The sequence below is a fragment of the Pseudomonas sp. D3-27 genome (genome assembly GCF_051132165.1).
GTDB lineage: Bacteria > Pseudomonadota > Gammaproteobacteria > Pseudomonadales > Pseudomonadaceae > Aquipseudomonas.
The window spans coordinates 2,049,760-2,072,457 of sequence record NZ_CP071667.1 but is presented as its reverse complement, the minus strand read 5'-3'; the positions used below and the strand labels follow the sequence as shown (position 1 = coordinate 2,072,457).

The 22,698-nt window shown below is 60.8% G+C and carries 19 protein-coding genes; 8 read left to right on the top strand and 11 right to left on the bottom strand.

What is annotated here, in order from left to right; translation table 11 throughout:
* Nucleotides 1-209 precede the first annotated feature (209 nt).
* The 3 genes from J3P92_RS09585 to J3P92_RS09575 form a co-directional block, all read right to left on the bottom strand.
* Nucleotides 210-1,454 (bottom strand): lipoprotein-releasing ABC transporter permease subunit, encoded by a 1,245-nt coding sequence (locus J3P92_RS09585; RefSeq protein WP_434628411.1) that lies wholly within the window; start codon nucleotides 1,452-1,454, stop codon nucleotides 210-212.
* Between the two features lie 63 nt (nucleotides 1,455-1,517).
* Nucleotides 1,518-2,201, bottom strand: coding sequence for a lipoprotein-releasing ABC transporter ATP-binding protein LolD (gene lolD / locus J3P92_RS09580; RefSeq protein WP_434563292.1), 684 nt, complete (start codon nucleotides 2,199-2,201; stop codon nucleotides 1,518-1,520).
* 7 nt (nucleotides 2,202-2,208) lie between these two features.
* A complete protein-coding gene (locus tag J3P92_RS09575; protein ID WP_434563290.1) occupies nucleotides 2,209-3,459 on the bottom strand; it encodes a lipoprotein-releasing ABC transporter permease subunit in 1,251 nt (416 codons plus the stop codon).
* A 94-nt stretch (nucleotides 3,460-3,553) separates the two neighbouring features.
* Between J3P92_RS09575 and J3P92_RS09570 the strand changes: the two genes are divergently transcribed.
* Nucleotides 3,554-4,150 (top strand): PilZ domain-containing protein, encoded by a 597-nt coding sequence (locus J3P92_RS09570; protein WP_434563288.1) that lies wholly within the window; start codon nucleotides 3,554-3,556, stop codon nucleotides 4,148-4,150.
* Entirely contained in the window at nucleotides 4,147-4,869 is a 723-nt protein-coding gene (locus tag J3P92_RS09565) for a glycerophosphodiester phosphodiesterase (protein WP_434563286.1), read from the top strand. The genes J3P92_RS09570 and J3P92_RS09565 overlap by 4 nt, the downstream gene beginning before the upstream one ends.
* A 42-nt stretch (nucleotides 4,870-4,911) precedes the next feature.
* Here the strand turns inward: J3P92_RS09565 and sthA are convergent, their stop codons facing one another.
* Together sthA and J3P92_RS09555 are read right to left on the bottom strand one after the other, a co-directional pair.
* On the bottom strand, nucleotides 4,912-6,306 hold the full coding sequence (gene sthA, locus J3P92_RS09560; protein ID WP_304553302.1) for a Si-specific NAD(P)(+) transhydrogenase: 1,395 nt from the start codon (nucleotides 6,304-6,306) through the stop codon (nucleotides 4,912-4,914).
* A 415-nt stretch (nucleotides 6,307-6,721) separates the two neighbouring features.
* Nucleotides 6,722-7,708, bottom strand: a complete 987-nt coding sequence (locus tag J3P92_RS09555) for an FAD:protein FMN transferase (protein ID WP_434651113.1) — start codon at nucleotides 7,706-7,708, stop codon at nucleotides 6,722-6,724.
* A gap of 227 nt (nucleotides 7,709-7,935) precedes the next feature.
* On the opposite strand from J3P92_RS09555, the gene J3P92_RS09550 reads away from it, so the two are divergent.
* Complete coding sequence (locus tag J3P92_RS09550; RefSeq protein WP_434650532.1) at nucleotides 7,936-9,234, top strand: MFS transporter; 1,299 nt, start codon at nucleotides 7,936-7,938, stop codon at nucleotides 9,232-9,234.
* A 59-nt stretch (nucleotides 9,235-9,293) separates the two neighbouring features.
* Here J3P92_RS09550 and J3P92_RS09545 read toward each other — a convergent pair whose 3' ends face one another.
* Entirely contained in the window at nucleotides 9,294-10,757 is a 1,464-nt protein-coding gene (locus J3P92_RS09545; protein ID WP_420764673.1) for a glyceraldehyde-3-phosphate dehydrogenase, read from the bottom strand.
* A 168-nt stretch (nucleotides 10,758-10,925) separates the two neighbouring features.
* Between J3P92_RS09545 and mfd the strand changes: the two genes are divergently transcribed.
* Genes mfd through J3P92_RS09530 form a run of 3 tightly spaced genes read left to right on the top strand, consistent with a single transcriptional unit; the run spans nucleotide 10,926 to nucleotide 17,657 of the window.
* Entirely contained in the window at nucleotides 10,926-14,375 is a 3,450-nt protein-coding gene (mfd, locus tag J3P92_RS09540) for a transcription-repair coupling factor (protein WP_434650530.1), read from the top strand.
* A 10-nt stretch (nucleotides 14,376-14,385) separates the two neighbouring features.
* A complete protein-coding gene (locus J3P92_RS09535) occupies nucleotides 14,386-14,952 on the top strand; it encodes a CsiV family protein (RefSeq protein ID WP_420764675.1) in 567 nt (188 codons plus the stop codon).
* A gap of 11 nt (nucleotides 14,953-14,963) precedes the next feature.
* Nucleotides 14,964-17,657, top strand: a complete 2,694-nt coding sequence (locus J3P92_RS09530) for a DEAD/DEAH box helicase (protein ID WP_434610580.1) — start codon at nucleotides 14,964-14,966, stop codon at nucleotides 17,655-17,657.
* A gap of 66 nt (nucleotides 17,658-17,723) precedes the next feature.
* On the opposite strand, the gene J3P92_RS09525 is transcribed toward J3P92_RS09530, so the two are convergent.
* From J3P92_RS09525 to J3P92_RS09515, 3 genes are all read right to left on the bottom strand, one after another.
* Nucleotides 17,724-18,464: an S-methyl-5'-thioinosine phosphorylase gene (locus tag J3P92_RS09525; protein ID WP_420764677.1), complete on the bottom strand. Its 741-nt coding sequence runs from the start codon at nucleotides 18,462-18,464 to the stop codon at nucleotides 17,724-17,726.
* A 10-nt stretch (nucleotides 18,465-18,474) separates the two neighbouring features.
* On the bottom strand, nucleotides 18,475-19,485 hold the full coding sequence (nagZ, locus tag J3P92_RS09520; RefSeq protein ID WP_434650528.1) for a beta-N-acetylhexosaminidase: 1,011 nt from the start codon (nucleotides 19,483-19,485) through the stop codon (nucleotides 18,475-18,477).
* A 171-nt stretch (nucleotides 19,486-19,656) separates the two neighbouring features.
* Entirely contained in the window at nucleotides 19,657-20,364 is a 708-nt protein-coding gene (locus J3P92_RS09515) for a TetR/AcrR family transcriptional regulator (protein WP_420764679.1), read from the bottom strand.
* A 240-nt stretch (nucleotides 20,365-20,604) separates the two neighbouring features.
* Here J3P92_RS09515 and lexA point away from each other — a divergent pair, with 240 nt between their 5' ends.
* Nucleotides 20,605-21,213: a transcriptional repressor LexA gene (gene lexA / locus J3P92_RS09510; protein ID WP_420764680.1), complete on the top strand. Its 609-nt coding sequence runs from the start codon at nucleotides 20,605-20,607 to the stop codon at nucleotides 21,211-21,213.
* Between the two features lie 10 nt (nucleotides 21,214-21,223).
* Entirely contained in the window at nucleotides 21,224-21,697 is a 474-nt protein-coding gene (gene sulA, locus J3P92_RS09505) for an SOS-induced cell division inhibitor SulA (RefSeq protein ID WP_434610571.1), read from the top strand.
* A 67-nt stretch (nucleotides 21,698-21,764) separates the two neighbouring features.
* On the opposite strand, the gene J3P92_RS09500 is transcribed toward sulA, so the two are convergent.
* Entirely contained in the window at nucleotides 21,765-21,998 is a 234-nt protein-coding gene (locus J3P92_RS09500) for a hypothetical protein (protein ID WP_003183419.1), read from the bottom strand.
* Nucleotides 21,999-22,090: 92 nt separating this feature from the next.
* Nucleotides 22,091-22,615 (bottom strand): DUF6586 family protein, encoded by a 525-nt coding sequence (locus J3P92_RS09495; protein ID WP_434650526.1) that lies wholly within the window; start codon nucleotides 22,613-22,615, stop codon nucleotides 22,091-22,093.
* Nucleotides 22,616-22,698 lie beyond the last annotated feature (83 nt).

The window sequence follows — 22,698 nt, the reverse complement described above, 5'->3', positions numbered from 1 at the left end:
GTCGGCTTACAACTCGATTACAACTTTGTCAGGTTGTGCCACGAACCCGCCTGCCGGACTCAATCCCGGTGGCGAGGGAGCTTGCTCCCGCTGGAGGGCGAAGCGCTCCCAAAATCCAAACGCTGCTTATCATTTCGATGAGTGAGATTTTTGGGCTGCGGCGAAGCCCAGCGGGAGCAAGCTCCCTCGCCACGTAAGCCGGTTCAGCCTCAAGAATACCGCAACGCCTGCGCCGGTTCGATCTTCGCCGCGCGCCACGCCGGGTACACGGTGGCGAGGAAGCTGAGGATGAACCCGGCAGAACAGATCAGCACCACGTCGCCACGCTGAAGCTCAGACGGCAGGTTGCTGACGAAATACACATCGGAACTGAAAATGTGCTGACCGCTGACCCGCTCCAGCCAACCCACCAACTCACTGACGTTCAACGCGGCGATCACGCCCAGCACGCCGCCAATGAGCGTGCCGACGATACCGATCACCGTTCCCTGGACCATGAAGATCGCCATGATCTGCCGCGGCGTGGCGCCGATGGTGCGCAGGATGGCGATGTCGGCGCCTTTATCGTTCACCACCATGATCAACGTGGCGATGATGTTGAACGCCGCCACCGCGACGATCATCAGCAACAGCAAGCCAATCATGGTCTTTTCCATTTTCATGGCGCTGAACAGGCTGCCCTGGGTGTGGGTCCAGTCGTCGGCCTTGTAGTTCGCGCCGAGACCGGTGGCGATGTCACCGGAAACCTTCGGCGCTGCGTACAAGTCCTTCACCGCCAGGCGCACGCTTTGCACCTGGTTCGGCTGCCAGTGCTGCATCTGCGCGGCGTCAGCCAGGTGGATCAGCGCCATGGAGCCGTCCAGCTCGGCGCCGACCTTGAACACGCCGACCACATTCAGCCGCTGCATCCGTGGTGTGATGCCACCAGGCGCGGTGCTGACTTCCGGCACGATCAGGGTCAGTTTATCGCCCACGTTCAGGCGGAAGCGCCGGGCAGTGATCTCGCCGATCACCACGCCAAACTCCCCCGGTTTCAGGGCGTCGAGACGGCCCTGGACGATGTGCTGGGCGACGATGGAAACCTTGCCTTCCTGGGCCGGGTCCACGCCGCTGATCTGGATCGGCTGCATCGATCCTTTATGGCTCAGCATGCCTTCCATCTCGGTGAACGGAACGGCCGCGAGGACTTCAGGATTTTTCAATGCGGCGGCGGCCACTGGCTGCCAGTCATCGATCGGGTTAACGCCAACGATGGTGGCGTGCGGAACCATGCCGAGGATGCGCGAACTCATTTCGCGCTGGAAGCCATTCATCACCGACAACACGACGATCATCGCCAGTACGCCAAGGGCGAGGCCGATCATCGATGTCATGGAAATGAACGAGACAAAACGATTGCGGCGCTTGGCGCGGGTATAGCGCGTGCCGATGAAAATCGATAACGGTCTGAACATTCGTTGGGCACCGTATGAAAATAAAAGACCCGGCGCTTGCGGCAAGCGCCGGGTTTCGGTCGATCAGATGGGCGTCAGGCAACCTTCCTGCAAATGCAGGACGCGGTCCATCTGGCGGGCCAGGTTCATATCATGGGTCACCACCAGGAACGCCGTGCGCATCGAGGTGCTGAGCTCCAGCATCAAGTCCTGGATGCCCTGGGCGGTGTGGGAATCGAGGTTGCCGGTCGGCTCGTCGAGCATCACCAGGCCGGGCTTGTTGACCAGGGCGCGGGCAATCGCCACGCGCTGGCGCTCGCCACCGGACAGTTCGGCCGGCTTGTGCTCCAGGCGATGCCCCAGCCCTACCCGCTCCAACAGTGCAGTGGCGCGCTGACGGGCCTCGGGAATCGCCGTGCGACCGATCAACAGCGGCATGCAGACGTTTTCCAGGGCCGTGAACTCGGGCAGCAGATGGTGGAACTGATAGACGAAACCCAGGGAACGGTTACGCAACAGGCCACGGGCTTTCTCATTCAATGCCGAGAGTTCTTCGCCCGCCAGCCAGACACTGCCGGCGGTGGGCGTATCGAGGCCACCGAGCAGGTTCAGCAAGGTGCTTTTGCCCGAGCCGGAAGTTCCGACGATCGCCACGCGCTCGCCGGGATGCAGCTCCAGCTGCAGGCCCGACAACACCACCACCGACTCCGGGCCTTCCTCGTAGGATTTGCCCAGGTCGCGGCAACTCAAGATTGCTTTTTCACTCATGCCCGACTCACTCATAACGTAACGCCTCCGCAGGCTGGGTGCGCGCGGCACGCCAGGCTGGATACAGGGTGGCGAGGAAACTCAGGATCAACGCGGCGCCGCAGACCATCAACACGTCATCGGCCTGCAATTGCGAAGGCAAGTAATCGATGAAGTACACGTCGGCGTTGAGAAACTTGTGCCCGATCAGGGTTTCGAGACCGGCAATCGCGGCGCTGACATTCAGCGCGGCGAACATTCCGACCAGGGCCCCGACGAACGTACCGATAACGCCGATGACGGTGCCCTGGACCATGAAGATGCGCATGATCTGCCCCGGCGTGGCGCCGAGGGTACGCAGGATGGCGATATCGCCCTTCTTGTCGTTCACCACCATCACCAGCGTCGAGATGATGTTGAACGCCGCCACGGCGACAATCAGCAACAGCAGCAGGCCGATCATGGCTTTTTCCATGCGGATCGCCTGGTACAGGTTGCCGTGTGTGCGGGTCCAGTCGCGGGCGTAGTAACGGTCTTCGCCGAGTTGCTGGGCAATGTTCCAGGCAACACGTGGCGCCTGGAACAGGTCATCGAACTTCAATCGCAGGCCTTGGACCTGGTCCGGTTTCCAGCGATGCAGGCGGGCGAGATCCTGAAGATTGGTCACGCCCAGGTAGCCGTCCAGCTCGCCGGCGCCGACGTGGAAGATGCCTACCACGGTAAAGCGTTTCATGCGCGGGAACATGCCGCCCGGGGTGACGGTGACTTCCGGCGCGACGAAGGTCAGCTTGTCGCCGATGGCCACGCCGAGCTTGGCCGCGGCTTTGTCACCGATCACGATGCCGAAGCTGCCTGGCGCCAGGTCGTCGAGTTTGCCCTGCTTCATGAAGTTGTCGATGATCGACACCTGCCGCTCCAGCCCGGGGTCGATGCCGTTGAGCAAGACCTTGGAAACCTTGCCGTCGTTGGTCAGCAGCCCCTGCATCTGCGTGAAAGGCGCCACGGCCAGCACCTGCGGGTTCCGCTTGACGTTGGCGGCCAGGCTCGGCCAATCGCTGATGGCTTCGCCGGTTTCGAGGGTCGCGTGGGGCACCATGCCCAGCACGCGGGTGCGCATTTCATGATCGAAGCCGTTCATCACCGACAACACGACGATCATCACGACCACGCCAAGGGCCAGCCCGATGATGGACGTCAGGGAGATGAACGATACGAAATGATTGCGACGCTTTGCACGGGTATAACGCGTGCCGATGAATACGAAGAGAGGTCTGAACATGTCGGGGCTTGTTCGGAGGGAAAAGGAACGTCCTTGTGGCGGGGGTCACAAACCAGCTTTACACTCAGACCACCGCCGCTACCATGGGTTCGCCATGTCGACATTAGATGAAGAAGATCGCCGCGAATACTACCGTATCGAGGACACGATCGCACTGGAAATTCGGCCCCTGTCCGTTCCTGAAGCCGCCAGCCAGGAAGTGTTGCAGGATGAGTCCCCATTGTTCAATCTGCTCAGCGAATTGCACCTGAGCGAATTCGAGTCACAGCACCTGTTGCGCCAGATCAGCGAGCGCGAACGCAGCATCGCCGCCTACCTGAAGGCCATGAACAAACGCATCGACTTGCTCAGCCAGGTCATCGCGGTGACCGTGCTTGGCGAAATCGGCGAACCACAGCCTGTGATCATCTCCGAAGGCGGCATTGATTTCCAATACCCCTCCCCCGTTGCGGTCGGCGCGCACCTGTCGATCAAGCTGGTGCTGATGCCCCAGGCCCTGGGCCTGTTGCTCCGAGCCCGCGTCACGCATTGCGATCCCAAGGGCGATGGCTACGACGTGGGAACAGAGTTTGAACACCCGACCGACGCCCAGCGCCAATTGCTGGCCCGCTACATCCTGCAAAAACAGGCGCAAGAACGGCGCCTGGCGCGGGAACTGAACGAATCTGGCATCAATAAGGAAGAACCGTGACCCTCATCTATGGCCACCGCGGCGCCAAGGGCGAAGCACCGGAAAATACCCTCACCGGGTTCCAGGAATGCCTCAAGCACGGCGTGCGCCGTTGCGAGCTGGACTTGCACCTGTCCATGGACGGCGAATTGATGGTGATCCACGACCCGACCCTCAAGCGCACCACAGATCGCCGGGGCAAGGTCGTCGAACACACCGCCGCCGAACTGGTGACCTACGATGCGCGCAAAGGTGGCCCAGGCTGGATCAAGCCGTGCCCGATTCCACGGCTGGAAGAGCTGTTCGAGCAATGCGATTTCGAGCACTGGCAACTTGAAGTGAAAAGCGCGTCACGCACCCGCGCCGCCGCAACCGTGCTGGGCATTCGCGAGATGGCCCAACGCTTCGGGCTGCTGGATAAGATCACCATCACCTCCAGTTCCCGGGAAGTGCTCAAGGCGGCCCTGGACCTGACCCCGGACATTTCCCGCGGACTGGTGGCCGAATACGCCTGGCTCGACCCGTTGAAGGTCGCCCAGAGTTATGGCTGCGAGATTCTGGCGCTGAACTGGACCCTGTGCACGCCGGAACGCCTTATCAAGGCGCAGCGCCAGGGGCTGCATGTGTCGGTGTGGACGGTCAACGAGCCCGCGCTCATGCGCAGGCTCGCCGACTTTGGCGCTGACAGCCTGATTACAGACTTTCCCGGTTTGGCCACTGCCACCCTCGAGAATTGCTGAAATCGGTCTCCCCGGCCGGCTCAGGCCACCGGCCGGAGCCGCTCAAAAAAGCCGGTTGAGCCCGTCATAGGCGGCTACCCGATAGGCTTCAGCCATGGTCGGGTAGTTGAACGTGGTGTTCACGAAGTATTTCAACGTGTTCAGTTCGCCCGGCTGGTTCATGATCGCCTGGCCGATGTGAACGATCTCCGACGCCTGATAGCCGAAGCAGTGCACGCCGAGCACTTCCAGCGTCTCGCGATGGAAGAGGATCTTCAGCATGCCTTGCGGCTCGCCGGCGATCTGTGCCCGCGCCATGCTCTTGAAAAAGGCCTTGCCCACTTCATAAGGCACCTTGGCCTGGGTCAGTTCCTGCTCGTTCTTGCCGATCGAGCTGATCTCCGGAATGGTGTAGATGCCAGTCGGTACATCGTTGACGAAGCGCCAGCTGCCGTTGTCGACAATACTGCCGGCGGCCGAACGGCCCTGGTCGTGGGCGGCACTGGCCAGGCTCGGCCATCCGATCACATCACCGGCACCGTAGATATTCGGTACGCAGGTGCGGTAGTTCTCGTCGACCTCGATCTGGCCACGGCTGTTGACCTTTACGCCAATGTTCTCCAGGCCCAGGGTGTCCGTGTTGCCGGTACGGCCGTTGCACCAGAGCAAGGCGTCGGCCTTGATCTTCTTGCCAGACTTGAGGTGCAGGATCACACCGTTGTCGACGCCTTCCACGCGGTCGTATTCCTCGTTGTGGCGCACGGTAATGTTGTTGTTGCTGAAGTGGTAGCTCAAGGCCTGGGAGATTTCCGAGTCAAGGAAGCTCAGCAACTGGCCGCGGTTGTCCACCAGCTCCACCAGCACGCCCAGGCCGCTGAAGATCGAGGCGTATTCGCAACCGATCACCCCGGCGCCGTAGACGATGAGCTTACGTGGGGTGTGACCCAGGCTCAGGATAGTGTCGCTATCGTAGATACGTGCGTGGTTGAAATCGATATCAGCCGGACGATATGGGCGCGAACCGGTGGCGATGATGATGTGCTTGGCCACCAGTTTCTCGACCACGCCATTGCCACAGACTACTTCGACAGTCTGCTCGTCGGCGAAGCTGCCAGTGCCGAAGAACACATCGACACGGTTGCGAGCGTAGTAGCCGGTACGCGAGGCCACTTGCTTGGAGATCACCTTCTCGGCGCTCTTGAGCACGTCCGGAAAGGAGAACCAGCGCGGCTCGCCGATGGCCCGGAACATCGGGTTGGTGTTGAACTGCATGATCTGCCGGACCGAGTGACGCAAGGCCTTGGACGGGATGGTGCCCAAGTGGGTGCAGTTGCCGCCGACCTGCCGACGGCTGTCGACCATCGCCACTTTGCGCCCTGCCTTGGCAGCGTTCATTGCCGCGCCTTCCCCGGCAGGGCCGGAACCCAGTACTACCACGTCGTAGTTGTAGACAGCCATGCGTACTCCTCAGAACAGGCCGCGATGCCACGCTTGGCACCGACGGCTAAATCATGCCGACCGGCGACATGAAGGAACAATTTGGGGCCGGTTCACGCGCCCGGCCACAGTCTATAGAAGCGTCAACGCCGCGCACATTACCCCTTGGTCGCGTCGTAGGCTAGGGGGCGTTCTCAATTAGTTTCCCCACCGCGTTGTGGGTAAATTAATTGAGAATGCCCCCTTTGCCTGCGCTATTTCGCCACGGGAGCCTTTCAGCACCCTGTCATTGCATGACACTGATCTCAAGTACGCTTGGATCATGTGGCGAGGGAGCTTGCTCCCGCTGGGGTGCGTAGCGCCCCCTCCATTTTTGTGAGCGCTTCGCACTCAAGCGGGAGCAAGCTCCCTCGCCACGGTAATTCCACTTCAATGATCATTGGTTTTTTCCACGGGTCATCCGTTCAAAGATGTCGTTGGTGCGGCTGACGAAACGCTCCCCATCCCGCAATACGAAAAATACCCCGACGCCTTGTTCCTGGGCATAGTCCCAACCTCGTTCAGGACCGAGAATCAGCAACAGCGTCGATAGTCCATCGGCCATCATCGCCGAAGGATGAATCACCGTGACGGACGCCAGGTTGTGTAGGACCGGCGCACCAGTACGCGCATCAAAGGTGTGGGAATAACGCTTGCCGCCCTGCTCGAAGTATTTTCGGTAATCACCTGACGTTGAAATCCCGTAGCCGTTGACCTCGATGACCCGCTCCGCCACTTGCCGGTCGTCCCGTGGTTCTTCCAGAGCGATGCGCCAGGGCGAACCATCCGGCTTGCGCCCGATAGCCTTGAGTTCACCGGTGGCTTCGGCCAGGTAGCTGTCGATGCCCAGGGCCTGAAGCCTGGCGGCGATGCGGTCGACGGCGTAACCGGCCGCGATGCTGTTGAAATCGACTTCCACCGCGGCGTCCTTGCACAGTTGGTCGCGCTCAATGCGCAGATGTCTATGACCTACGCGCTGACGAGTTTCAGCCAGGGCCTCGGCGCTCGGCATCTGTTCTTCCCGGGACTGCGGACCGAACCCCCACAGGTTCAATAAAGGCTCAACCGTCAAATCGAAGGCACCTGCGCTTTGCGAGGAGAGTTGCTCGCCCGCTCGGATCAGCTCGAGCACTGGCTCCGGCATCACTCGGCAACTATCAGCAGGCATCGTATTGAAACGCTCGATGTCCGAGTCACTGCGATAGGTGGACAACTGTCTATCTACTTCGGCCAGGATCTTTTCCACCTCGCCCTGCACCACTTTCGGACCGGGGGTAGCGACATGCCTGACGTACTGGATGGAATAGCGGCTGCCCATGGTCGGGCCGTCGAAGCGCTCCAAGGTGTCGCCGTTGCCGCAAGCGGATAACACGCCAGCAAGCATCACACCCCCTATCCATCGTCCAGTTAACAAATCTTCATCTCCCGACAAAACCGCGCCAGCCATTATGGGCTACAGACACGCGCAAAAAACCTGTGGGAGCGAGCTTGCTCGCGGCGGCGGGAGCTCATCGACAATGCGCTACCTGACACACCGCTATTACGAGCAAGCTCGCTCCCACAGGGGCTGCAGCGTTTTCATACAAGATTTGCCAAAGTGGGTACTTAACCATGTCTTCCAACACGAGCAACGGCAAGGCGATTTTCCGCGTCGTCAGCGGCAACTTCCTCGAGATGTTCGACTTCATGGTCTACGGCTTCTACGCCACGGCCATCGCCAAGACATTTTTCCCAACAGACAGCGCCTTTGCCTCGCTGATGCTGTCCCTGGCCACGTTCGGCGCGGGATTCCTGATGCGTCCGCTGGGCGCGATTTTCCTCGGCGCCTACATCGACCGCCACGGCCGCCGCAAAGGCCTGATCATCACCCTGGCGATGATGGCCGCCGGCACGGTGCTGATCGCCTGCGTTCCGGGCTACGCCACATTGGGCGTGGCGGCACCGTTACTGGTGTTGCTGGGTCGATTGCTGCAAGGCTTTTCCGCTGGCGTGGAGCTGGGTGGGGTGTCGGTGTACCTGGCGGAAATTTCCACGCCAGGGCGCAAGGGCTTTTTCGTCAGTTGGCAGTCCGCCAGCCAACAGGCCGCGGTGGTGTTCGCCGGTCTGCTGGGGGTCGGTCTCAATCATTGGTTGAGCCCCCAGGAGATGGGCGAATGGGGCTGGCGCGTGCCGTTCCTGGTCGGCTGTCTGATCGTACCGGTCATCTTCGTGATTCGCCGCTCCCTGGAGGAGACGGCTGAATTCCAGGCCAGAAAACACCGCCCTACCCTGTCAGAAATTGTCCGCTCCATCGGTCAGAACTTCGGCATCGTATTGGCAGGCATGGCGTTGGTAGTGATGACCACAGTGTCGTTCTACCTGATCACGGCTTACACACCGACCTTCGGCAAGGCCGAGTTGAACCTTTCGGACCTGGACGCGCTATTAGTCACCGTGTGCATCGGCTTGTCGAACTTCTTCTGGCTGCCCGTGATGGGCGCGTTTTCCGACAGGATCGGGCGTAAACCCCTACTGCTCGGTGCGACGATCCTGGCGATCCTGACCGCGTACCCAGCACTGTCCTGGCTGGTGGCGAACCCCAGTTTCAGCCATCTGCTGATCGTCGAGTTGTGGCTATCGTTCCTGTATGGATCCTACAACGGCGCAATGGTCGTGGCCTTGACGGAAATCATGCCAGTCGAGGTGCGTACCACTGGTTTTTCCCTGGCCTATAGCCTCGCCACCGCGACCTTCGGCGGATTTACCCCAGCGGCCTGCACCTACCTGATCCACGTGCTCGGCAACAAGGCTGCACCGGGAATCTGGCTCAGCGGCGCGGCGGTGTTGGGGTTGATTGCGACCTTGGTGCTGTTCAAGGGTAACCGGCATGAGCTGCGGACCGCCCAAGCTTCTGCCGTTAGTGGCGCCTGACAAATCCCAGGCAAAAAAACGCCCCGACAAGTCGGGGCGTTTTCACAAGCAGTTAACGCTTAGCGCGGGAATGCAGGCGGATTCACATCAGCCATGTCTTCCATCACGCGAACCACCTGGCAGCTGTAACCGAACTCGTTGTCGTACCAGACGTAAAGGACAACACGGTTATCCTGGACGATGGTCGCTTCTGCGTCGACGACACCGGCGTGGCGGGAGCCAACGAAGTCGGTGGACACCACTTCCTGCGAGTTGACGAAGTCGATTTGCTTATGCAGATCGGAGTGCAGCGCCATGTAGCGCAGGTAGTCGTTCATCTCTTCGCGAGTCGCGGCTTTCTCAAGGTTCAGGTTGAGAATGGCCATCGACACGTTCGGCGTCGGCACGCGGATCGCGTTACCGGTCAGCTTGCCGGCCAGCTCAGGCAGGGCCTTGGCTGCAGCAGTGGCGGCACCGGTCTCGGTGATGACCATGTTCAGCGCGGCGCTACGACCACGGCGATCGCCCTTGTGGAAGTTGTCGATCAGGTTCTGGTCGTTGGTGTACGAGTGAACGGTTTCGACGTGACCGTTGATGATGCCGAACTTGTCGTTCACGGCCTTGAGCACCGGCACGATGGCGTTGGTGGTGCAGGACGCGGCGGACACAATCTTGTCGTCAGCGGTGATTTCGTTGTGGTTGATACCGTGAACGATGTTCTTCAGCTTGCCCTTGCCAGGCGCGGTCAGGACAACGCGGTCGATACCCGGGCACGCCAGGTGCTGGCCCAGGCCATCGGCGTCACGCCATACGCCGGTGTTGTCCACCAGCAGCGCGTCCTTGATGCCGTACTGGGTGTAATCCACCTCGGTCGGGTTCTTCGCGTAGATCACCTGGATCAGGTTGCCGTTGGCGGTGATGGTGTTGTTTTCTTCGTCGATGGTAATGGTGCCATTGAACGAACCGTGGACCGAATCGCGACGCAGCAGGCTGGCGCGCTTGGTCAGGTCGTTCTCGGCGCCTTTGCGCACGACGATGGCACGCAGGCGCAGGCCGTCGCCACCACCGGTTTTCTCGATCAGGATGCGCGCCAGCAGACGGCCGATACGGCCAAAGCCGTAGAGCACGACGTCAGTGCCTTTGCGCGGCGAAGCGTTCTGTTGACCAACCACATCGGCCATCTCTTCGCGAACGAACTGCTCGGCGCTACGGCCATTGCCTTCGTTACGGAATTTGAACGCCAACTTGCCCAGGTCCACCGAAGCCGCGCCGAGCTTGAGCTCGCTCATGGCCTTGAGCAGGGGGAATGTTTCGTGGACGGAGAGTTCGCTGTCGTCGGAAGAACGGTGGCGAGCAAAGCGGTGGGCCTTGAGGATCGCGATGACAGACTGGTTGATCAGGCTGCGGCCATAGATCGAGCTCACCACATTGTTATTGCGGTAGAGCTGACCGATGAGAGGGATCATCGCTTCTGCGAGTGCTTCACGATCAATCCATTCACCAAGACACTGGTCGGGCTTCTGAGTCACGGTAACCTTCCACATGTAGGGGCTGAAAAAAGGGGCTACATTATGCCGCCGAGTCCTCTGCGGAGCAATGCGCGCCCGTCGCGCCGTGGTTTTGCGTTCTGACAGAGTAGTCCGCGACTGACAGCCGGGCACTTCCCCCGCTACAATTGTCGACTTTGTCGCAACGCTGGAGCTCAACCTTCCGTGCCCGTTCTGCGTCTTCCGCTTCTCCCTGCCGCGGCAGGTAAACAGCACTGGGGCAACCTGCCCGGTGCCGCCCTGAGCCTGGCTATCGCCGAGGCCGCCAGCGCTGCAAAGCGCTTCACCCTGTTGTTGACCGCCGACAGCCAGAGCGCCGAGCGGCTGGAACAGGAGCTGGGTTTCTTCGCCCCGGATTTGCCAGTGCTGCATTTCCCGGACTGGGAAACCCTGCCCTACGACCTTTTTTCGCCGCACCAGGACATCATTTCCCAGCGCATCGCTAGCCTCTACCGGCTGCCGGAGCTCAGTCATGGCGTTTTGGTAGTGCCGATCACTACAGCCCTACATCGCCTCGCACCGACTCAGTTCCTGCTGGGCAGCAGCCTGGTGCTGGACATCGGCCAGAAGCTTGACGTCGAGCAGATGCGCAGCCGGCTCGAGGCCAGTGGCTATCGCTACGTCGATACCGTTTACGAGCACGGTGAATTCGCGGTCCGTGGCGCCCTGATCGACCTCTTCCCGATGGGCAGCAAATTGCCCTATCGCATCGACCTGTTCGATGACGAAATCGAGACCCTGCGCACTTTCGATCCAGAAAACCAGCGTTCCATCGACAAGGTCCAATCGATCCGCCTGTTGCCCGCCAAGGAATTCCCGCTGCAAAAAGACGCGGTCACCCGGTTCAAAGCGCGTTTTCGCGAGCGTTTCGACGTGGACTTCCGCCGTTGCCCGATCTTCCAGGACCTGAGCAGCGGAATCACGCCGGCCGGCATCGAGTATTACTTGCCGCTGTTCTTCGAAGAAACGTCCACGCTGTTCGATTATCTGCCCCAGGACACCCAGGTGTTTTCCCTTCCGGGCATCGAGCAGGCGGCGGAAAACTTCTGGAACGATGTACGTAATCGCTACGAAGAACGTCGCGTCGATCCGTCTCGCCCTTTGTTGCCGCCTGCCGAGCTGTTCTTGCCGGTGGAAGACTGCTTCGCCCGCCTCAAGAGTTGGCCCCGTGTGGTGGCGAGCCAGCAGGACGTGGAAACCGGCGCCGGGCGTGAACGCTTCCCTGCCAAGCCTTTGCCGGACCTGGCAATCGAAGCCAAGGCCACGCAACCGCTGGCGGCCCTGGCCGGTTTCCTCGACGGTTTCCCTGGCCGTGTGCTGTTTACCGCCGAGTCCGCGGGCCGCCGCGAAGTGTTGCTGGAGCTGCTCGAACGCCTGAAGTTGCGTCCGAAGACCGTCGACAGCTGGCCTGACTTTGTCGCGGGCAAGGATCGCCTGGCGATCACCATCGCACCGCTTAACGACGGCTTGATCCTTGACGATCCGGCCTTGGGCCTGGTGGCTGAAAGCCCATTGTTCGGCCAGCGTGTCATGCAGCGTCGTCGTCGCGAAAAACGCGCCGACGCAGCCAACGACGCAGTTATCAAGAACCTCACGGAACTACGTGAAGGCGCGCCGGTGGTGCACATTGACCACGGCGTGGGCCGCTACCTGGGCTTGGCGACCCTGGAGATCGAAAACCAGGCCGCCGAGTTCCTGACCCTCGAATACGCCGAGGGCGCGAAACTGTACGTGCCGGTGGCCAACCTGCACCTCATCGCCCGCTACACCGGCAGCGACGACGCCTTGGCCCCGCTCCATCGCCTGGGCTCGGAAACCTGGCAGAAAGCCAAGCGCAAGGCCGCCGAACAGGTCCGCGACGTGGCAGCGGAATTGCTGGATATCTATGCTCGCCGGGCCGCACGCGAGGGTTATGCATTCGCAGACCCGAAAGCCGACTACGAAACCTTCAGCGCCGGCTTCCCCTTCGAAGAAACCGTCGACCAGCAGACCACCATCGAAGCCGTGCGCGCCGACATGCTCGCGCCCAAGCCCATGGACCGGCTGGTGTGTGGCGACGTGGGTTTCGGCAAGACCGAAGTGGCGATGCGTGCTGCGTTCATTGCCGTGCATGGCGGCAAGCAGGTGGCGATCCTGGTGCCGACTACCCTGCTCGCCCAACAGCATTACAACAGTTTCCGCGACCGCTTCGCCGATTGGCCGGTGACCGTGGAAGTGATGAGCCGCTTCAAATCCGCCAAGGAAGTAAACGCCGCCGTGGCCGACCTGGCCGAAGGCAAGATCGACATCGTCATCGGCACGCACAAGCTGCTGCAGGACGATGTGAAGATCAAGAACCTCGGGCTGGTGATCATCGATGAAGAGCACCGTTTTGGCGTACGCCAGAAAGAACAGCTCAAGGCCCTGCGCAGCGAAGTCGACATCCTGACCCTGACCGCCACGCCGATCCCGCGCACATTGAACATGGCCGTTTCAGGCATGCGCGACCTGTCGATCATCGCCACGCCGCCGGCCCGGCGCCTGTCGGTGCGCACATTCGTCATGGAGCAGAACAAGAGCACGGTCAAGGAGGCCTTGCTACGCGAGCTGCTGCGCGGCGGCCAGGTCTATTACCTGCACAACGACGTGAAGACCATCGAGAAATGCGCCGCCGACCTGGCCGAGTTGGTGCCGGAAGCACGCATCGGCATCGGCCACGGACAAATGCGTGAGCGCGAGCTCGAACAGGTGATGAGCGACTTCTACCACAAGCGCTTCAACGTGCTGATCGCCTCGACCATCATCGAGACCGGCATCGACGTGCCAAGCGCCAACACGATTATCATCGAGCGCGCCGACAAATTCGGCCTGGCCCAGTTGCACCAATTGCGTGGCCGGGTCGGACGCAGTCACCACCAGGCCTACGCCTACCTGCTGACACCGCCGCGCCAGCAGATCACCCCGGACGCGGAAAAACGCCTGGAAGCCATTGCCAACACCCAGGACCTGGGCGCCGGCTTCGTACTGGCCACCAATGACCTTGAAATCCGTGGCGCTGGCGAGTTGCTTGGCGATGGCCAGAGCGGGCAGATCCAGGCAGTGGGTTTCACTCTGTACATGGAAATGCTTGAACGGGCGGTCAAGTCGATCCGCAAGGGCGAGCAACCGAACCTCGACCAGCCCCTCGGCGGCGGCCCGGAAATCAACCTGCGGGTGCCAGCGCTGATCCCCGAGGATTACCTGCCGGATGTTCATGCACGCCTGATCCTCTACAAACGCATCGCCTCGGCCACCGACGAGGAAGGCCTGAAGGACCTGCAAGTGGAGATGATCGACCGCTTCGGCCTGCTTCCGGAGCCGACCAAGAACCTGATACGCACAACGCTGCTCAAGCTCAAGGCCGAGCAATTGGGCATCAAGAAAGTCGACGGCGGCCCCAACGGCGGCCGGATCGAGTTCGAGGCGCAGACCCCGGTTGATCCGCTGGTCCTGATCAAGCTGATCCAGGGCCAGCCCAAACGCTACAAATTCGAAGGCGCCACGATGTTCAAGTTCATGGTGCCCATGGAACGCCCGGAAGAGCGCTTCAACACCGTAGAGGCGCTGTTCGAGCGCCTCAATCCGACCACTGCTTGAAGGACGCCCAATGCGCCTGTTTCGCTCCTTGACGTTGTTGATGACGCTGATCGCTCCCCTGGCGGTTGCTGACGACTTGTACCAGGTTGAAATGATTCTGGTCCGCCAGAATGCCGAGCCGGCCATTATCAGCCGCGCCGCGCCGGAGGACTGGGACGCCGGCGCACAACGCCTGGGCGCGGACAGCCAGCGCACGCCGGCGATGGGCAACATCGTCGAGAAACTCAACGCCAGCGGTCAATACACCGTGCTGATGCACAAGGCCTGGCAACAGAACCTGGGCGAACAGGGCAGCAAGATTGCCGTCAGTGATGGCGCCGAGCAGTTCGGCCAGTTTCCCATCGAGGGCACCCTGGAACTGAAACTGGGCCGTTTCACTGACGTAGACGCCGACTTCTGGATCAACCAGATCGACGCCAATGGGCTGGTCACGGCCAGCGAGCGCTTGAAACAACAGAGCCATACCAAGAACGGCCAGCTGAACTTCCTCGATAACGGCCACCTTGGCTTGTTGATCAAGATCACCTCGTTGACTGCGCCTGCGCCTCGGCAGGCACCTGACGTCATTCCAGACTGATCGGCGCGCCCATGCCCTCGCCCCTGAGCAAACCGCTGGCACCTTCCTGGGTCAATCGATTCAAGGAACAAAGCCTGGAGCGTGGGCGCCGATACGCGCTGGAAAACCGCGTGAGGGTCGTCGAGGCCGGCGACAGCACCATCATCGCCAGCTGCGAAGGCTCGGGCGGCAGCGTCTACCGTCAGACCATTCGCCTCAAGGAGTCAGCCAAAGGCACATTGATCCTGCTAGACGCCGCGTGCTCCTGCCCGGTGCGCATCAATTGCAAGCATTGCGCAGCGGTGCTGCTGCAAGTTCAGGAAACCCTGGCCTACCCGGCCGCCGAAAAAGACGCGCAATTGCTGGAAAAGCTCCAGGCAGTGCTGGACAACCGCAGCCCCAAGGCCCCGCCGCAAGTCCTGGTGGAAAACGTGCAGCCGGTGCCACGGCTTTGGCTGGCAAGTGTCGAGTTCAGCGCCTTCGAGCCGCGCAACGGCAAGATGCAGCGTTATATCCAGCACCGCGCCGCCTTGTCCTTCAGTTATCTGGACGAGTACGTCAGCGGCCAGCGCAACACCGACGTACTGATTCGCCAGGAAACCCAGACGCTGCGGATAAAACGCCAGATCGAAGTGGAACAGTCCTACCGCGAGCAGTTGCGAATTCTTGGATTCAAGGTTGCGACCCGACAAAGCAAGGCTCTACCGGAGAGCGCTGGCGAACTGTACGAAATGGTCAACGACAGCGCCTGGCTGACCTTTACCCTCAATGACCTGCCAAAGCTGCGCACCCAGGGTTGGGAATTGCAGATTGATGAAGACTTCGGCTTCGACCTGACGGCGGTGGATGAGTGGTACGCCACGGTCGATGAGACTCCGGAGCGTGACTGGTTCGACCTGGAGCTGGGCATCATCGTCAACGGCGAGCGACTGAGCCTGCTGCCTATCCTGTTGAACCTGATGCGCTCGCATATCGAGCTATTCAACCCGGAACGACTGGCCAGGCGCCGCGATGACGAACTTATCCTGGTCAACTTGCCGCACCGGCCCAACTCGGAATTCGGCCCTCAGCAAGTTGCCCTGCCGTACGGGCGGTTGAAGCCCGTGCTGGCGACCCTCGGCGAGTTCTACCTGCAAGAGCCCGGCACCACCAAACTGCGCCTCAACAGCGCCGATGCCCTGCGCCTGAACCCATTGCAGGACATGCCGCTGCGCTGGGAAGGTGGCGAGCACATACGCAGCCTGGCCCAACGCCTGCGGGACATCAAGGACTACACCGCCACCGCCCCGCAGGGCTTGAACGCCACGCTGCGACCCTACCAGCTCGAAGGTTTGAGCTGGATGCAATCGCTACGACAGCTGGAAGTAGGCGGGATTCTCGCGGACGACATGGGACTGGGCAAAACCCTACAGACCCTGGCGCACATTCTCAGCGAAAAAAACGCTGGGCGCCTGGACCGACCGTGCATGGTGGTGATGCCGACGAGCCTGATTCCCAACTGGCTCGACGAAGCCTCGCATTTCACTCCGCAGCTTAAGGTACTGGCGCTGTACGGTGCCGGGCGCAAGAAACACTTCGAGCGCCTGGCCGATTACGACTTGATCCTGACCACCTATGCGCTGCTTCCCAAGGATGTCGAACGCCTCAAGGCGCAGCCGCTGCATGTACTGATCCTGGATGAAGCCCAGTACATCAAGAACCCCACCAGCAAAGCCGCCCAAGCCGCCCGGGAACTCGATGCCAGGCAACGGTTGTGCCTGTCCGGTACACCACTGGAAAACCACCTTGGTGAACTCTGGTCGCTGTTTCACTTCCTGCTGCCGGGCTGGCTTGGCGACGTCAAAAGCTTCAATCGCGACTACCGCGTACCGATCGAAAAGCGCGGCAGCGACGTACGATTGCAACACCTGAACGGTCGGATAAAACCCTTCTTGCTGCGCCGTACCAAAGAGCAAGTGGCGACGGAGCTGCCACCCAAGACCGAAATCATCCATTGGGTGGAACTCAGCGACGCCCAGCGGGATGTCTACGAGACGATGCGCCTGGCGATGGACAAGAAGGTGCGCGACGAGATCACCCGCAAAGGCGTGGCGCGCAGCCAGATCATCATCCTGGAAGCGCTGCTCAAGCTGCGCCAGGTGTGCTGCGATTTGCGCCTGATCAGTGATGCCACCCTGCCCACCCGCGGCAGCACCTCGGGCAAGCTCGACAGCCTGATGGAAATGCTTGAGGAATTGTTCGAAGAAGGTCGGCGGGTGCTGCTGTTTTCACAGTTCACCTCCATGTTGGCGCTGATTGAAGATGAACTGAAAAAACGCGGCGTGGATTACGCCATCCTCACCGGCCAGACCCGAGACCGACGCACGCCAGTGAAGGAATTCCAAAGCGGCAAGCGTCAAATCTTTCTGATCAGCCTGAAGGCCGGCGGCGTGGGCCTGAACCTGACAGAAGCGGACACGGTGATTCACTACGATCCTTGGTGGAACCCCGCCACCGAAAACCAGGCAACCGACCGCGCCTATCGCATTGGCCAGGAAAAACCGGTGTTCGTGTACAAACTGATTGCCCGCGGCACGGTGGAAGAAAAGATCCAGCTGCTGCAAAAAGAAAAGTCTGACTTGGCGGCCGGCGTGCTGGATGGGCGTGTGGCTGGGGATTGGAAACTGCAGAATGAAGACATCGAGGCGCTATTTGCGCCGCTGCCGGACAAGCTGGAGAAGCGCTGAAACTCCTTGATTGTGGGAGCGAGCAGGCTCGCTCCCACAAGATCATTCTCCAATAAACCGGACTTTCTAGCCCGCCATCAACACCCGCGCCAGGGTCGACTTCACTTTACCCATTCCGTCATGCAGGGCCTGCTCGATCTCCGCCATGGTAATCACCGCAGTGGATTTGCCCGCCGCCGGGTTCACCACCAGCGCCAGGCAGGCGTAGTCCAGTTCCAGCTCACGGGCCAGCGCCGCCTCCGGCATACCCGTCATACCGACGATATCGCAGCCATCGCGCTCCAGGCGGGCGATTTCGGCCACGGTTTCCAGGCGCGGCCCCTGCGTGCAGGCATAGACACCGTGACTGCTATAGCCGCAGCCTTCGGCAGCCAGGGCCGCAATCAATTGCTGGCGCAGCGATTCCGTGTAGGGGTAGCTGAAATCAATGTGGGTCACCGCCTCCAGGTCATCGGCGAAATACGTATGCTGGCGACCGCTGGTGTAATCGATCAGCTGGTGGGGCACGCAAAAATGACCGGTACCCATCGCGGCGTGGATCCCGCCGACGGCGTTGACCGCCAGGACCGCCTCGGCGCCCGCCTGCTTCAGCGCCCAGAGATTGGCGCGATAGTTGACCTGATGCGGCGGGAAACGGTGGGGATGGCCATGGCGTGCCAGAAACAACACCTCACGCCCGGCGTATTCGCCGATCTGCACCTCGGCTGATGGCGCGCCGTAGGGCGTCTCCACCGCCAGGGATTGGCGAATGGTCAGGCCTTCCAGCTGGGTCAGGCCGGTGCCGCCGATAATTGCGTAAACAGTCATCGAAACATCCTTAATCAATCAGTTGAGCGGCTTTCAACGCGCCGATCGCTGTCAACCAGCGCGGATCCTGACGGTACTCGGTACTGGCGAAGGCCTGGCCACGCATACGGGCAATCCGCGCCGACGGCGTGACCTTCAGGCGCTGGGCAGCGCTCAAGGCGAGCTCGGCGGCCGCGCGGTCGTTGCAGACCAGCCCCATGTCGCAGCCCGCGGTCAAGGCAGCCTCGATCCGACTGGCGGCATCGCCGACCACGTGGGCGCCGGCCATCGAAAGATCATCGCTGAAGATCACTCCATCAAACTGCAACTCGCCGCGCAGGACGTCTTGCAGCCAACGACGGGAGAACCCTGCCGGGCTGGCATCCACCTGGGGATAAATGACATGGGCGGGCATGACGGCCGCCAGCTTCTTGCTCAGCTTGGTAAACGGTACCAGGTCGCAGGCTCGGATCTGTTCGAGACTGCGTTCGTCAGTAGGAATGGCGACATGGGAGTCTGCCTCGGCCCAGCCATGCCCCGGAAAATGCTTGCCTGTGGCCGCCATTCCCGCGGCGTTCATGCCACGGATAAACGCACCTGCCAGCAGTGTGGCGCGCTCGGGGTCGCCTTCGAAGGCACGACTTCCTACCACCGCGCTGCGTTGGTAATCGAGGTCCAGCACGGGGGCGAAGCTCAAATCGAGGCCGACCGCCAGCACTTCGGTGGCCATGATCCAGCCGCACTGCTCGGCCAAGTACTCGGCGTTCGGGTTATCGGCTATGGCCCGCATCGCCGGCAGACGCACGAAGCCTTGGCGCAGGCGTTGCACCCGGCCGCCCTCCTGGTCGACAGCCAACAACAGATCGGGGCGAATGGCCCGGATCGAGGCGCTCAGCTCGCGCACCTGGCGGGGATGCTCGATATTGCGGGCAAAAATGATCAATCCACCCACTTCGGGCTGACGCAACAGATGGCGATCTTCAGCCGTCAGCCAGGTTCCGGCGACGTCCACCATCAACGAGCCTTGAAGGGCACCAGTCATAACAGTTCCTTTTAATAACGAGGGACGCGCGCGATGCTGCATCCGCCCCGGCACCGCCAGGCTGAAGGGCCGGCAGACCGCGCGGGCGAAGAATATTGAGACGAATTCAAAAGGAGAATCGGCATGGGCGGCTAGCTTAGCGGATGTAGCCATCCGCGCCCACCCGTGTGCCTATGCCTTGGCGAGCGCCGGCGTCGATTTGCTGCGCGGACGCAGCTGCGCGGCCGCCATTGCTTCATCGGTGACGCCGCTTTCGGCGCGCATGCCCGCTGCCAGGAACGGCACCATCAGGCGCATCACCTGCTCGATCGACGTATTCACGCCGAAGTCGGTCTCGGCGATAGCCCGCAGCGCCTTGATGCCCGACATGCTGAATGCCGCGGCACCAAGCATGAAATGCACGCGCCAGAACAATTCGATAGGTGGTATGCGCGGCGCGGCTTCGTTGACCAGCAGCATGTAGCGACGGAACACCTTGCCGTACATGTCTTCGAGATAGCGCCGCAAGTGCCCTTGGCTCTGGCTGAATGCCAGGCCCAGCAGACGCATGAATATGGAGAGGTCGTTACCGCTGCGTGGCTGGACCACGAGGGCTTGTTCGACCAGGATCTCGAGCAGCTCTTCCAGAGTGGGCTTGACGTCAGGCTTGGCCTGGCGACGCTCCAGCTCGCGATCGAGGCTGATACAGAACGGCCCGAGGAAGCGCGAAAATACCGCTTGGATCAGGGCTTTTTTCGAGCCGAAGTGGTAGTTCACCGCCGCCAGGTTCACCCCGGCCTTGCTGGTAATCAGACGCAAAGAGGTTTCGGCGAAACCTTTTTCCGCGAACAATTGCTCGGCAGCATCGAGAATGCGTTCAACGGTTTCCGACTGGGCCATGGCTACTCCGCCTGACAAACACTTGTTTGAAACATACGTTTCAGCCTGGGGCTTGTCAAGCCTGCCGGGGCATTTTGCGAACGTCCGGTCAGGTATTTAACCACACCTTTGGCGAGCTGTAGCACAGTCCCTGCCAGCGGTTCCATCTACCGTCTGGCAGCCTGGCGAAAAAGGAGGATTGCCAACTGACTCGTACTGTATATAATCCCAGTCACTGTATAAAAAGACAGAGCGATCGATATGCTAAAGCTGACGCCACGCCAAGCAGAGATTCTGGCCTTCATCAAACGCTGCCTAGAAGACAACGGCTATCCGCCGACCCGTGCGGAAATCGCTCAGGAACTGGGTTTCAAATCCCCCAACGCGGCTGAAGAGCACCTCAAGGCGCTGGCCCGCAAGGGTGCAATAGAAATGACGCCCGGAGCATCCCGGGGGATTCGCATCCCCGGCTTCGAAGCCAAGGCCGACGACACCACCCTGCCTATCATCGGGCGCGTGGCCGCCGGCGCGCCTATCCTCGCCCAGCAGCACGTCGAGGAGTCTTGCAACATCAATCCTTCATTCTTTCACCCGAGGGCCGATTATCTTCTGCGCGTGCACGGTATGAGTATGAAGGACATCGGTATCTTCGATGGCGATCTCCTGGCTGTCCACACCACCCGTGAAGCCCGTAACGGCCAGGTCGTGGTGGCGCGGATCGGCGATGAAGTCACCGTCAAGCGCTTCAAGCGCGAGGGCAGCAAGGTCTGGTTGATCGCCGAGAACCCGGAATTCGCCCCCATCGAAGTGGACCTGAAAGACCAGGACCTGGTTATCGAAGGCTTGAGCGTTGGCGTCATTCGCCGCTAAAGGAGGCTTTATGCAATTTCCTCTTACACCACAGCACACACAACTTCCGCTGTTCGAGGCATTCATGGCCCAACCGCTGGTTCCAGTCCTGAACGAGGTCATCGAGTCGCCCTGGAGCGTCGAACCCGAAGCCTTCAGCGAGCTGTCGTTGCGTGGTGCGGCGGGAAATTGCCTGAACCTGCTAGCGCCGATCCTGAGAGAACTGAGCCAGGACCAGGACGCTCGCTGGCTAACGCTGATCGCACCACCGGCCAGCGTAACGCAGGCCTGGTTGCGAGACGCTGGTCTCAATCGCGAGCGAATCCTGCTATTGCAGCCGCGCGGCAGCCAGAGCGCCCAGCAGTTGACCTGCGAAGCGTTGCGCCTGGGGCGCAGTCATACGGTGGTCAGCTGGCTCAATCCCTTGACCGCGACCGCGCGTCAGCAATTGATCAGCGCCGCGCGCACCGGCGATGCACAAAGCCTGAATATTCGATTGGGATAAACGCAGGGCTTCTCCAGGACAGAGAAGCCAGACCAGTCACATTACTTCAAAAGCCGACAAACGGGGATCAATGTAGAACCCGCGGCCCCTCTTCCTTGTTGAATTCGCCTTCAACCAGGCGACCTGCCATCTGGACACCCACGCTGAGCATCGCCTTGGCGACCTCGACATGTTGGCCCTGAAGAAACACCTTGGCATCCTCGGAGAAGTTCAGGGTAACCAGCGAACCCTCGTCTTCAGCCCGGCGCAGCTCAATGCGACCATCAGGAAGTTCGACAATTTCTAGAAAGGACGTAGGCATAAAAGTCTGTTCTCCACGAAAGGCGGGGATTATATAGTCATCGGCCAAGCTTCGCTCAGGATCTTGACCAAGCGTTACCGACGGCCATCACGTCAGCATTCGTTCAAGCCGTCACGGAACCGAATCGCCAGGCTTTTGAGATTCTGACGCCAGCTCTCCAACTCTTCCCGACTCAGCTCTGGCTCTGGTTCCTGCTCGTCAAGATTGACCGCGACAATCAACGGCTGGGTAACATCACCCTTCGGTTTACGGGGGGCCCGTGGCGGCTGGAATAACGCGGCATGAGCCGCCAGCAACTTGGCCAGCCAGGTCTCGCGGTTCTGCGCCAACTCGACCATTTCCGCCAACTCGGGAATCGCAAGGCTGTCCAGTACTTCTGGCATCAGCATCAGTTCGGCCCGTGACGCATTCGCCTGGGGCAAGCGATAGAACCCGGCAATTTCGTGGCAAAGACCCAGCAAGGCGCCGTACAAATGAAACAGCACGGATTCACGCCCAGCCTGGACCAGCGCGGGAGCATTCATGGCGCGCCCATCCTCTGCCCTGGCAAGCGCTTCGAGCGACAGGCCGGCAAAATAAATCTTCTGATTGGTACGGGTGTAGAGTTCGTGGGCCATGGCGGCATTCTCCCCAACGAAATAAAAGCGTCACGCAGGTGCGACAGTGTCGTGGATCAACCGAAGCTACTGCAACCCAAAAA